Source organism: Corallococcus sp. EGB, assembly GCF_019968905.1.
Classification (GTDB): domain Bacteria; phylum Myxococcota; class Myxococcia; order Myxococcales; family Myxococcaceae; genus Corallococcus.
In genome coordinates, this window is sequence record NZ_CP079946.1 from 6,904,983 (window position 1) to 6,917,449 (window position 12,467).

The window sequence follows — 12,467 nt, forward strand, 5'->3', positions numbered from 1 at the left end:
GGCCTACCCCGGCCCCGCGGAGGCAGGGCCCACCTTCGCGGCGCCCTGGCGTTCATGGATGCGGGCCACCAGCCCCGTCGTCGAGCACCCTTCGACGTAGTCGAGGACGAGCACCCGGCCCCCCGCCTCGCGGACGCAGCGCTGGCCGGGAATCTGTTCGGGGCGGTAGTCGCCGCCCTTCACGAGGACATCCGGGACGACCCTGCACACCAGCCGCTCCGGCGTGTCCTCGCTGAAGGGCACCACCCAGTCCACCGCCGCGAGCCCGGCGAGCACCCGCATGCGTTGCGCCAACGGATTGAGCGGACGCGACGGCCCCTTCAGCCGGCGCACGGAGTCGTCGTCGTTGACCGCGATGATGAGCCGGTCCGCGAGCCCGGCCATCTGCTCCAGATAGGAGACGTGCCCGGCGTGCAGGATGTCGAAGCAGCCGAGCGTCAGGGCCACGGTCTCTCCGCGCGCGCGCGCGTCGTGCACGAGCGCCATCAGGCGCTCCTCGGTGACGACCCCCCGCGCGCTTTCGCGCGGGCCCGTCAGGGCCCGCCGCAGCTCCGGCAGGGTGACGGCGCTGGTGCCGGGCCGGCCCACGACGAGCCCCGCCGCCGCGTTGGCCAGCGCCACCGCCTCCGGCAACGGCACGCCGGAGCCGAGCGCCGCGGCAAGCACCGCGATGACGGTGTCGCCCGCGCCGGTGACGTCCACGACGGAGGTGGCGCTCGCGCGCAGGTGCAGCGCGGGGTGGCCCTCGCGCAGCAACGTCATGCCCTCCTCTCCTCGCGTGACGAGCAGCGCCCCCAGCGACAGCGTCCGCACCAGCTCCAATCCCCGCGCGGTCAGCACCGCCTCCTCCGGGCAGGGCCCCACCACCGCTTCGAGCTCGCCGCGGTTGGGGACGAGCACCGTCGCCCCCGCGTAGCGCGTGAAGTCGCGGCCCTTCGGAGCGACCAGCACGGGCCGTCCCGCGGCGCGCGCGGCCTGGATGAAGCCCCGGGGCTCGCGCAGCGTCCCCTTGCCGTAGTCGGACACCACGACGGCGCTCGCGTCGGCGAGCAGCGGGACGAACCGCTCGAGCAACCCCGCCTCATGGCCTCCCGGCAGCCCGTCCTCGAAGTCCAGGCGGATCAGGGGCTGGCGCGCCCCCAGGACGCGCAGCTTGGTGACGGTGCGCACGCCCAGAGCCTGGACGAGCCGTGCGCATACCCCTGCCTCCTCCAGGCGCGCCCGCAGAGCGCCCCCATCGGCGTCCTCGCCCGTGATGCCCACCACGGTCGCCCGCGCCCCCAGCGCCGCGACGTTCACCGCCACGTTGGCGGCCCCACCCGGGCGGCACTCGTCCCGCTCCACGCGCACCACCGGCACCGGCGCCTCCGGTGACAGCCGCGACGCGGAGCCGTGCCAGTAGCGGTCCAGCATCACGTCTCCGACCACCAGCACCCCGGCCGACGCCAGCGCGGCGAGGTGCGGCCCGAGCACGTCCGCCGGGGGGAGGGCTTCATTTAATGCGCGGCTCATGGCTGGGCTCCCGTGAGCGCGGCGGCATGGGCGGCGCGGCCCTGGTGGAAGCGAGGCAGGTAGACGTCTCGCAGGAAGGCGCGCGTCCCGGGCAGGTCGTCGCCGGGGGCGGGCGCCTGTTGGAAGGAGCCGTCGGGGGCGAAGTACTCGGGGAGGGGCGGCGCTCCGTCGTGCAGCGCCTCGGCCTGGAGCGCCTCCGTCAGGCGGCGGTTGCAGGTGGCGAGGCGGTCGCGGATGAGCTCCGGCCAGTGACGCCACAGGGGCAGCTCGCTCCAGAGCGGGCGCAGGCGCTCCGACAGGGCCAGCAGGTGTCGCGCGTGCGGGTAGAACGCCTCCAGGCGGCGGTAGCCCTCCTCGCGCGACGAGCCCTCATCGACGATGCCCTGCAAGAGGCCCCGATAGAAGCCGAACAGGTCCTCGTAGTTGTCGCAGTCCTTGAGGGCGAACGGGTCGACGGTGTCCGCCTTGAGCCGAACCCGGACGCCGAAGAAGGCCGACGCGAAGTCGCTCGCGTCGTCCTGCCGCAGGCCCTCGCCGGGCCGCAGCGTTCCCCGCCGCCGCTTGAGGCCGTAGCGGAGCGTGCCCAGGCACGCGCGTGCACGGGAGCCCGCCAGCGCCCGCCAGGCCGTGCGCAGGAACACGTCCATGTAGACGCTGGAGTCCTTCGCGCTCCGCAGCTCATCCAGGCGGGACAGGCCGCCCAGGCCCTCGCGCGTGAAGACGAGCAGGTTGGGGTCCTTCACGTCGAAGGCGCACGTCCCGCCGCGTCCGTCCGGGGCGAGGAGCGTCTCGTAGTAGTTGCCGGAGAACAGCTCCGGCGTCCCGTCCGGAAATACGCGCTGCTTCGCGCCCACGTTGAGGACGAGCGCGTGCGCGCCCACGTCGGGCTCCATCAGCCAGGGGAAGACGTCGTAGGCAAGGACGATGTCCCCCGCGCACCACACGAGCGGCTCCGCCTCTCGCGCGCCCAGCGCCTCCGCGGCGCTCCGCACGGAGTGGAAATAGGAGATGCGCTCCCGGTCCTCCGGAGCGAAGAGCAGCCGTTCGGGTCCGGCGATGACGCGCGCACCGACCAGGTAGTCCCGCATCACCTCCACCACCCGCCCCACCTCGGCGGAGCCATAGACGCTGACCTGCGCTCCGCTGGCCGCGAAGTGGAGGATGGGAAACGCGATGACCGGGAGGTTGTCGAGCACCGGGTAGAGGAACTTCAGGTCGTCGACGCCGCCCTCCAGCGTCCGCTCGATGCGCGTCGCCGCCAGACGCACGGGAGCGCGAAGCGTGAGCCCCTTCCGCTGGTCGCGCATCCGCCGGTGGGCCACGACATGCTTCTCGACGACGCACGCGAGCGCCGCCTCCCGCGACGGGAAGAGCTCATGGCTCGCCGAGATGGCGACGTGACGCACCCCACCAGGAAACCCGAGCGTCGTCTGCGATTGCATGGCACGCATCCAGGAGCAACCCGGATGCCATTCCCTGCCGGACAACCCAGACGTCTGCTTTCGCGGACTTGGACACATCACCCCCGGGAGCAGACCCGAGCGGCGTCACCGCGCGACGCAGGTGCGTCTTGGGGGAACGCGTCTGGCTTCAGCCCCCGGAATCACGCACGAGGCCATCCGGACCCTCCCGAGGAGGTCAACACCAGACACCCTGATGCATAGCCTCGACCCTCCAGACCTTCCAGGTCGTGAAGCACCGCACCATCAGAGCGGTGGCGCCTCAGCGGGGCTGGAACTCCAGCGCCTCGCGCAGCACCGGGTAGGTGTCCTCGGAGGCGGTGCTGCCCATGAAGGTGTCCAGGTGGCCGTAGCCCGGCAGCATGCGGCGCTGGTAGTAGCTCGCGCCGTTCGCCTCGCGCAGCCACTGGAACGTGCGCTCCGTGGACGACGGCAGGTACGTGCGGTTCTGCTCGCTGGAGACGAAGGTGATGGGCCGCCGGAAGGGCCGCGGATCCAGGTAGTCCGGCGGGCGGGCCTGCCCGTAGCGCCGCAGGTTCTCCGCGCGGCCGTAGTCGAACTTCACCGCGTGACCGCAGCGCGCAAGCTGCCCCAGGTGGCGGAACGTCAGCAGGTTGCACCTGCCGAACTGCTCCTCCAGCCGCGCGTGCGTCTCCGCGTTGAGCCGGGCGTGCCGGTACAGCCGGCCGTACATGAACGAAAGCCGGTGGCACACCGGGCTGTCGCACTCCATCCTCAGGAAGCCCGCCACCTTCGTGAAGGCCGCCTGGAACAGCGGCGTGCGCGACGCATCATCCGGCGTGAGCGAGTCCAGCCCCGTGTCCAACAGCTCCGGCACGCGCAGCAGCGCCTTCAAGCGCGTGGAGGCTGGCGTGTCGTGGTGCAGCGCCACCTGCGACGCCACCACGGAGCGCACGTCCGACAGGTGCCCCGCGGCCATGGACATGAAGAACGCCGCCGAGCCCGCGCAGTGCACCACCGCCTGCACCGACTCCGCCCCGGTGATTTCGCGCACGCGCCGCACCGCCGCCGGCATGTCGTGGTCCGCCGCGTCGTCCAGCGTGAACTGGCGCAGGGGCAGCTGCACGCTGGCGCGCCAGTCCACCAGCCACGTGTCGTAGCCGTGGCGCACCAGGTGCTGGACGAAGTTCTCCTTCAGCGTGGGCAGCATGAACATGCCGCTCCACACGCCCGCGCCGTGCACCAGGAGCACCGGGCCCTTCGTGCCGCCCACGAAGCGGGTGAGGCGCAGGGGCACGCCGTCGCCCGAGAGGAAGTCGTACCGCTCCGCCACGGGCAGGCCATGGGCGGACACGTCCTGGGACAGCGTCCGCGACACCGCCGCGCCGCTTCGGTAATCAAAAGCCATGGGCCACCGCCTCCGCGATGCGCTCGGCCACCGCGCTGAGGGTCATCACCGGATGGAACCCGATGGACGTGGGGATGACGGAGCCATCCGCCACGTACAGTCCGGGGTAGTTGAACACTTCGCCTTCAGTCGACACCACGCCCCGCGCCGGCGACTCCGCCAGGTGCGCCCCGCCCAGCGAGTGCACCGTGAACGGCCGGCGGAACAGCTCCCAGGTGACGAGCGGCGCGAACGTCCCGCCGTACTGCGAGGCCAGCTCGTGCATCGCGGCCGTCATCCGGTTCACCAGGGCGAAGTTCTCGTTCGCGTAGTCCCACTCGATGTCCAGCCGGTCGCCCTTGAGCACCATGTGCCCGTTGGCGTTGTCCTGGCCAATGGCGAACAGGTTGCTCGTGCGCGAGGGGTCCACGCCCGTCCCCACCGGCTTGCTGAGCAGCCCCTTGGAGAACGCGCCGTGCAACAGCGGCCACAGCTTGGGCCACAGCGGAGACCCGATGCCCCCCAGCAGGCCCAGCCGCGGCTGCCCCAGCCCCGCGAGCACCGCCGTCGCCGGCTGGTTGAAGGTGGCCGTCACCATCGTGAAGCGCGGCGCGGCGTCGAAGAAGCGCATCACCGTGGCCACGTCCGGCCCCACCCACGGCAGGATCTCCTCGCGGCTGCCGTGCAGTGAGCCCAGGAAGTCGCCGTTGCCGGAGTAGCCCTTGCCCAGCCACTCGCTCACCAGCGGCAGCGTGCGGGCCCGGTCGCGGCTGCGCAGGAGGATCTCCACCGTGCCCAGCGCCCCGGCGGACAGCACCACGCGGCTGCCCTCCACGGAGGACTTCTCCCCGGTGGCCAGGTCCTGGAAGTGCACTCGGTAGCCGCCTGCCACGCGCTGCACGTGGGACACGGACAGGCCCGGCCACACCGTGGCGCCCAGCTTCTCCGCGCGCGCCAGGTAGGTGAGGTCCAGCGTGTTCTTCGCGCCGTGCTGACAGCCGAACTCGCACTCCGCGCAGCGCTGGCACGCCTTGCGGCCCGGCGCGGAGGGCTCCGTCCAGGAGACCGCCTCGTCCGGGTCGAACGTCTCGCGGCCCATGCGCCGGGCGGCCTGCTGGAACAGGTCGCGCTTCTTCAGCGGGATGGACGCGGGGAACGGCTTCACGTCCAGCTCGTGCGCCACCTTGTCGTAGTACGGCTCCAACGCCTCGCGGCTGAAGCCCCGGGGCCAGCGCGGATGGTCGAAGACGATGGGGTCCGGCCGCACGTGGATGTTGGCGTAGACGAGCGACCCGCCGCCCACGCCGCTCGCCGTCACCGTGCCGATGCCGGACAGGAAGCGCACGTCGTACAGGCCCCGCGCCTCCCGGCGCACCGACGGGTTCCAGAGCAGCTCGTTCGCGCGAGTCACGTCCCGGGGGAACTGGCCGGGGTTGTACCGGCGGCCCCGCTCCAGCACCGCCACGGACCGGCCCGCCTGCGCCAGCCGGAGCGCGGTGATGGAACCGCCGAAGCCGGAGCCCACCACCACCACGTCGTACCGCTTCGCCATGCCCATGGTGTGTCCCCCTAGTCGAACTTCGCGCGGGCGAAGACGTCCCAGAGCGTGCCCATGAACATGCCGCCGAAGCGCCGCAGCGCGTCCGCCTGCTTCAGCGGCGAGGACGTGCCCATCACGGAGAACGTCGTGAGCTGCTGGAGGAAGTCCGGCAGGTGCAGGCGGATGATGCCGGTGGCGACGATGGGGCCGGTGCGCTCGTGTCCCTTGCGCAGCACGGTGTAGAGCGTGGACGTGTCGCTCCACACGTCGAAGCCCGCGTCGTCGTTGACCTCCTTGTAGCCGTCCAGGAGGTACGGCTGGCCATCCACGCCGGTGAAGGGCAGCAGGTACAGCATGCGCCGCTCGTAGAAGCGCTCCGTGCCCACGAAGAGGTTGAAGACGCCGTTCTCCACCGGCGCGCCTCCGGGCGGCGTGAAGCCGCGCACGGTCAGCGTGCCCTGCACGATGCCGCCGTGGGACTCCTGCGCGAGGAAGCGGTCCAGGTTCGGCAGCGTGATGGTGACGACGAACTCCGCCGTCTGCCCCGCGCGCTGGCCCGCCCTCGCCGCGCCGGAGAAGTCCTCCGGTGACGGATGGTTCGGCTGGATGAAGCCCTTCATCCGCTCCGTGAAGCGCAGGCCCACCACCGGCGTGGGGGACGCCACGGTGCCGCCTGGCGGAATCACCACGTCCCCCAGCGGATCCGTCCCCGGCATCACCGGCGAGGCCACCGTCTCCACCTCCGGCATCATCCGCATGCTGACGCGAGGCGGGTACGCGGGCGCGGACTTCACGGGGACGCGCTCCGGCGCGACCCAGCCCGGCGCGTCCTTCACCTGGCGGATGACGTGCTCCACGTTGCGCTCGGCCACCGCGGCGATGCTGGAGGACGGGTTGACGCCGACGCCCACCGGGAGCGCCGCGCCGTCCATGACGTACAGGCCGGGATATCCGTGCACCTCGCCGTGGGGATCCAGAACGCCGTACGCGGGCTCCTCCGCCATCGTGCAGCCGCCCAGGTTGTGCACGGACACCGGCAGGTGCAGCCGCTCCCAGAGCGGGTTGTAGGCGGCGCGCGTGCCCAGCGCCCGGGCCACGTCCTCGCAGAGCTGCTCCTGCGTGCGGTAGAGCGGCAGGTTCGCGGGCACGTCCCACTGCACCTGGAGCTCGCGGGTGAGCGGGGACAGCGTCAGCCGGCCGTTGGACTTGTCCCGGCCCATGGCCAGGAAGACGGCCTGGAAGCGGCCGCGCTCGTTCTCGATGGAGGCCATCTCCTTGGAGCGCGTGCGCAGCACCTTCACCAGCTCGCGCTGGAGCAGGTCCGCCGGCAGCGTCATCGCGCGGTCCGGATCCATGGCCATCATCAGCCCCGCCGCCTGCACCGGGTGCCCGCCCTCCTGGAAGAGGAACCAGGTCTTGTCCTTGCCCTGCCCTTCATCCACCACCATGCCGGTGGTGATGGTGGGCCCCACCGCCGGATCCCACGCCTCCTTCGTGTCGAAGGCGAAGGCGAGGAAGTCCCCGTTGGCGGAATAGCGGGAGCCCAGCCGCGCGCTCAGGTCCGGCAGCGTGCCGAGCACGTCGCGGTTGCGCAGGAGCAGCTCCGTGGTGTTCACCGCGCCCGCGCACAGGAAGACGCGGCGGGCGTCCACGGTGCGCTGCATGCCGGCGTGGGCGTGGTCGGTGAAGGTGACGCGGTAGCCCGGGGACAGGGGCTCGATGCGGGTCACCTCCGCCTGGGTGGTGACCTCCGCGCCGCGCTGCTCCGCGACGGCCAGGTAGTTCAGGTCCAGGGTGTTCTTCGCGCGGCGGTTGCAGCCGATGTCGCACTCGCCGCAGTAGTTGCAGCCCTCCTGGAGCACGCCGAACTTGTTGGGCAGGGGCTCGCCCGCGGGGGCGAAGCGCACGGCGAGGTTCGGGTAGAAGAACTGCGCCTCGCGGCCCAGCTTCTTCGCCACCTCCTGCATCCGCTTCGTCTTGGGCGGCAGCCCGCGCGCGGAGGCCGTGATGGGCTGCACGTCCAGCATGTGCGCGACCAGGTCGTAGTACGGATCCAACGCCTCCCGGCTGTACCCCTCCGGCCACCCGGACGCGAACACCTCTTGCGGCGGGCGCAGGTGCACGTTGGCGTAGATGAGCGAGCCGCCGCCGTACCCCGCGGCCTGCACGACGCTCATCCCCTTCAGCAGCTTGATGTCGAAGAGCCCCTGCCGGTGCTGCCACAGCCAGCCGTTGCGAGGGTCCTCGAAGTCGCGCGGGAAGCCGCCCTTCGGATAGCGGAGGCCGCGTTCGAGCACGCGCACGGACAGCCCCGCCTGCGCGAGCCGACAGGCCGCCACCGCGCCGCCAAACCCCGTGCCGATGACCAGGGCGTCGTATGCCGGTGCCATGTTCCCCCTCGGGTGCGATCCCTGGGGAGCAGGGATCCGGAAGCGCGACCCGGGAACGTCCAGGAAAGGACGGACCTGACTCTACAACGGGTCGCCCCTGTTTCCTTGAGGCCGCACCCCCTCGGCGGATCCGCATTTCTCACTCTGGAGACGGGCATTTCCGGGACAGCCTGGATCCACTGGCGCTGGGGCCCATCCCCCTCCCCCAGGAGCGTCTTGGCCGGCAGCGTCATGACCTGCGGGGAACCCCTGCGTCGCCTGGCGAACGAGCACCGCGAGGGCAGTCCTTCGGGGCACGCGACGGCGTCCCTGGAGTCACGGTACTGTCACACAAAGCGAGCTTTTCCATGAAGACTCGAAAAAATCCGGAGACGGGGGCACACCGGGCGCTGACGGAGCGGGAGGTGCCGGCGGCATTGGCACCCACGGCGCCGAAGGCGGATCCGCTGCTGGGGGCGCAGCTGGGCGAGTTCATCATCCAGGAGCGCATCGGCTCGGGAGGGATGGGGGTGGTGTACCGGGCGGAGCACCCCATCATCGGCAAGCAGGCCGCGGTGAAGGTGCTGCGCTCGGAGCTGGTGTCCGCGGAGCAGCAGCAGCGGCTGGTGGTGGAGGCGCGGGCGGTGAACGCCATCCGCCACCCGGGCATCCTGGACATCTTCAACTTCGGGACGCTGCCGGACGGGCGGCCCTACGTGGTGATGGAGCTGCTCCAGGGTCAGGCGCTCTCGGCCGTGCTGCGCGCCAGGGGCCCGCTGGACGTGGGGACCACGGTCTGGATGTTGGATCAAATCCTCTCGCCCCTGGGGGCGGCGCACCGGGCGGGGGTGGTGCACCGGGATTTGAAGCCGGCGAACGTGTTCATGGTGGAGCGGCCGGACGCGGCGCCCATGCTCAAGCTGGTCGACTTCGGCATCGCCAAGGTGCTGCAGTCGAGCGAGGGGCTGACCCACACGGACGGCTCGGTGCTGGGGACGCCGGACTTCATGGCGCCGGAGCAGATCCGCGGCGGCACGGTGGGGCCGGCCACGGACCTGTACGCGCTGGGCGTGATGGCCCTCCAGATGCTCACGGGCGAGAAGCCGTTCCAGGGAGACAGCGTGCAGCTGCTGTTCGCGCACGTCGAACAGGCACCGCCGCCGCCCTCGTCGAAGGTGGAGGGCATCCCGCCGGAGCTGGACGCGCTGGTGCTCCAGTTGCTGGAGAAGGATCCGGCGAAGCGGCCGGCCTCCGCGGAGGTGGTGCGCCAGCGGTTGAAGGCGCTGTCGTTGGAGCGGGCTCCCGAGAAGTTGGTGCATCCGGTGCCGTTGGAGGCGAAGCGGGAGGAGCCCACGTCCCCCACGGCGCCCCGTCCGACGGGGCTCGCGCCGCGCCGACGGGCGGCCCCGTTCGCGGTGGCGGCGGTCGCGGGGCTGGCGCTGCTGGGCACGGGGCTCTTTTGGATGTACCGGCCCGCGGGGACGCCGCTGAAGCAGGAGGAGCGTCCGCCCCCGCCGCCCGTGGCCGTGATGAAGCATCCGGATCCGGTCGTGCCACCTCCTGCTCCGGAGGTCAAGAGCGAGCCCGTGCCGGAGGAGCATGAGGAAACGGAAGCGGACACGGAGACGGAAGCGAAGGCCCCCGGACAGCCCTCGCTGCCGCACGCCACTGCCTCCGAGAAGAAGCTGGCGCGGCGGCTCGCGGGGCTGTCCCGACAGCTGCGAGCACGGGCGAAGGACGTGGACGCGGATGGAGCGCTGCGTGGCAAGCTGATCCAGCAGTACCGGGCCGCCGCGGACGCGAAGACCGACGCTGACCGTGCGCGGATCCATGCCGCGCTGGATGGCTTCGAGAAGGTGTTGGTGGAGCGCATCGCGGAGCACGACGCACCGCCCGCGCCGGTCGTCCCGGAGCTGCCCAAGGTCCCGCCGCTCGCGATCCCCACGCTGCAGGCGCTGCCCCGGACCAACCCGTCCGAACAACGCCTGGCACAGCGCTTGGACAAGCTGATCGCGGAGCTGCGCAGACGCACCCAGGGGCAGGATGTCGCGCCGGACCTGACGCGGAAGCTGCTGGGCCTCTACACCCAGGCCGCTCAGGCGACGACCGCCACCGAGCGCACGGAGGTCCACCGGGCGCTGGATGCGTGGCAGGAACAATTGAACGCCCGCATCCCGAAGTGATCATCGACGACCAGCCCCAGCCGGAGCCCTCCTCTCTCTCGCTTCGCTGCTCGGAGAACAGGATTCTCCGAGCAGCGTGGATCTGACGGCAGGCGAGCGGGCCGGTGGCTCGCATGGATGCGCGACGTCATCGCCCCGGCCCGGTACCATCGGCGCGAGACGCGCTTCCCATGAGGACCGGGCCATTGCCAGAGGCAGGGACACAGCAGGTGCTGTCGGATGAGGAGCTCCCGGCGGCGCTGGCGACGACCGCACCGTCGGCGGATCCGCTGGTGGGGTCGAAGATTGGCGAGTTCGTCATCCGGGAGCGCGTGGGCGCGGGAGGGATGGGCATCGTCTACCGGGCGGAGCACCCGCTGATTGGCAAGCACGCGGCCATCAAGGTGATGCGCGCGGAGCTGGTGTCCCGGGAGCAGGAGCAGCGGCTGCTGGTGGAGGCGCGGGCGGTGAACGCCATCCGGCATCCGGGCGTGCTGGACATCTTCAACTTCGGGACGCTGCCGGACTTGCGGCCGTACGTGGTGATGGAGTTGCTCCAGGGCCAGTCGCTCGCGGACCGGCTGCGCGAGCAGGACCGGATGGACGTGGGGACCACGGCCTGGCTGTTGGATCAGGTCCTGGCCGCGCTGGGCGCCGCGCATCGGGCGGGGGTGGTGCACCGCGACCTGAAGCCGGCGAACGTGTTCCTGATGGAGCAGCCGGATGCGGCGCCGCTGATCAAGCTGGTGGATTTCGGCATCGCCAAGGTGATGCAGGAGCAAGACGCGGTGGCGGGGGCGGACGGCTCCACGCTGGGGACGCCGGACTTCATGGCCCCGGAGCAGATTCGCGGCGGCGAGGTGGGTCCGGCCGCGGACCTGTACGCGCTGGGGGTGATGGCGTTCCAGATGCTCACGGGCACCCGGCCGTTCCAGGGTGACAACGTGCAGGTGATGTTCGCGCACGTGGAACGCGTCCCGCCCCGCGTGTCGTCGCGGGTGGAGGGGATTCCGCCGGAGCTCGATGACCTGGTGTTCCAGTTGATGGACAAGGAGCCCGCGAAGAGGCCCCCGTCCGCGGCGGCCGTGCGTCGGAAGCTCCGGGGGCTGGCGAGACCGCCGGTGCCATCCGTGAGCGTGGAGGCGGGGGCGGTACCAGAGGTGCCTGGGAAGACAGGGCCCTCGGCCATCGTGGTCCCTGCGCCCGCGGTGAGCATGCCGCCGGGCCGGCGGAGCGGGGTTCCCCTCGCGGTGGCGGCGGTCGCCGGGCTGGCGCTGCTCGGAGTGGGTTATGGGTGGGGGACGCTGGCGGGGAAGGCGGAGCAGCCCCTGGCGATGGCGCCGCCACGCCCTTCCGAGCCGGTGAGGGTGGACGCGAAGCCCACGCCTCCGGTGGAGCCGCCGCCGGTCACGGCGACACAGGCCCCTGTCGAGGTGCCGCCCGAGAACATCGAAGAAGAAGCGCACGCCGGGGCGGAGACCGCGACAGAGCTCCAGGTGAAGTCCACGGGCTTGCCACCGTTGCCAACGGGGACTGCCTCAGAGCAGAAGATGGAGCAGCGGCTGGCAGGTCTGTTCAAGCAGCTGCTGGCGCGGGCGAAGGACGTGGATGAGGAAAGAGTGCTGCGCGGCAAGCTGGTCCAGCAGTACCGGGCTGCCGCGGCCGCGACGACGGATTCCGAGCGCGCGCGCATCCATGTCGCGCTGGATGACATCGAGAAAGAGTTGACCCAGCGCATCGCCCTGCACGACGCGCCTCCGGCCCCGGCTTCCGTCGTCGTCGCAGCCCCGAAGCCGCCCCCCCAGGTCCCTGCCCTCGTGATTCCCAAGCTCCCCACCCTGCCCCAGGGCAATGCCTCCGAGCAGCGGCTGGCCCAGCGCCTGGACAAATTGTTGGCGGAGCTGCGCAAGCGCACGAAAGACCAGGACGTCGCGCCGGACCTCACGAAGCAGTTGGTGGACATCTACCGGTCCGCGGCCAACGCCACGACCGCCACCGAGCGCATGGAGGTCAACCAGGCGCTGGATACGTGGCAGGAACGGCTGACGGCACGCTTCCCTCGCTGATCATCGCCAG

7 protein-coding genes are annotated in these 12,467 nt (G+C 71.4%); 2 read left to right on the forward strand and 5 right to left on the reverse strand.

Features of this window, described 5'->3' with window-relative positions; genetic code table 11:
* Positions 1–3 precede the first annotated feature (3 nt).
* The 5 genes from hldE to KYK13_RS28160 form a co-directional block, all read right to left on the reverse strand.
* Entirely contained in the window at positions 4–1,512 is a 1,509-nt protein-coding gene (gene hldE, locus KYK13_RS28140; RefSeq protein WP_223635715.1) for a bifunctional D-glycero-beta-D-manno-heptose-7-phosphate kinase/D-glycero-beta-D-manno-heptose 1-phosphate adenylyltransferase HldE, read from the reverse strand.
* Positions 1,509–2,954, reverse strand: a complete 1,446-nt coding sequence (locus tag KYK13_RS28145; RefSeq protein WP_223635718.1) for a hypothetical protein — start codon at positions 2,952–2,954, stop codon at positions 1,509–1,511. The genes hldE and KYK13_RS28145 overlap by 4 nt, the downstream gene beginning before the upstream one ends.
* Positions 2,955–3,234: 280 nt before the next feature.
* On the reverse strand, positions 3,235–4,341 hold the full coding sequence (locus tag KYK13_RS28150) for an alpha/beta fold hydrolase (RefSeq protein WP_223635721.1): 1,107 nt from the start codon (positions 4,339–4,341) through the stop codon (positions 3,235–3,237).
* A complete protein-coding gene (locus tag KYK13_RS28155; RefSeq protein ID WP_223635724.1) occupies positions 4,331–5,878 on the reverse strand; it encodes an FAD-dependent oxidoreductase in 1,548 nt (515 codons plus the stop codon). The genes KYK13_RS28150 and KYK13_RS28155 overlap by 11 nt, the downstream gene beginning before the upstream one ends.
* Positions 5,879–5,889: 11 nt before the next feature.
* Entirely contained in the window at positions 5,890–8,250 is a 2,361-nt protein-coding gene (locus KYK13_RS28160; protein ID WP_223635727.1) for a GMC oxidoreductase, read from the reverse strand.
* A gap of 347 nt (positions 8,251–8,597) precedes the next feature.
* Here KYK13_RS28160 and KYK13_RS28165 point away from each other — a divergent pair, with 347 nt between their 5' ends.
* Positions 8,598–10,412, forward strand: coding sequence for a serine/threonine-protein kinase (locus KYK13_RS28165; protein WP_223635730.1), 1,815 nt, complete (start codon positions 8,598–8,600; stop codon positions 10,410–10,412).
* A 170-nt stretch (positions 10,413–10,582) separates the two neighbouring features.
* Complete coding sequence (locus tag KYK13_RS28170) at positions 10,583–12,457, forward strand: serine/threonine-protein kinase (protein WP_223635733.1); 1,875 nt, start codon at positions 10,583–10,585, stop codon at positions 12,455–12,457.
* Positions 12,458–12,467 lie beyond the last annotated feature (10 nt).

Bases quoted from the DNA above. Each gene is read 5' to 3' on its own strand.
- hldE (WP_223635715.1), bottom strand. From the start codon at position 1,512: ATGAGCCGCGCATTAAATGAAGCCCTCCCCCCGGCGGACGTGCTCGGG.
- KYK13_RS28145 (WP_223635718.1), bottom strand. From the start codon at position 2,954: ATGCAATCGCAGACGACGCTCGGGTTTCCTGGTGGGGTGCGTCACGTC.
- KYK13_RS28150 (WP_223635721.1), bottom strand. From the start codon at position 4,341: ATGGCTTTTGATTACCGAAGCGGCGCGGCGGTGTCGCGGACGCTGTCC.
- KYK13_RS28155 (WP_223635724.1), bottom strand. From the start codon at position 5,878: ATGGGCATGGCGAAGCGGTACGACGTGGTGGTGGTGGGCTCCGGCTTC.
- KYK13_RS28160 (WP_223635727.1), bottom strand. From the start codon at position 8,250: ATGGCACCGGCATACGACGCCCTGGTCATCGGCACGGGGTTTGGCGGC.
- KYK13_RS28165 (WP_223635730.1), top strand. From the start codon at position 8,598: ATGAAGACTCGAAAAAATCCGGAGACGGGGGCACACCGGGCGCTGACG.
- KYK13_RS28170 (WP_223635733.1), top strand. From the start codon at position 10,583: ATGAGGACCGGGCCATTGCCAGAGGCAGGGACACAGCAGGTGCTGTCG.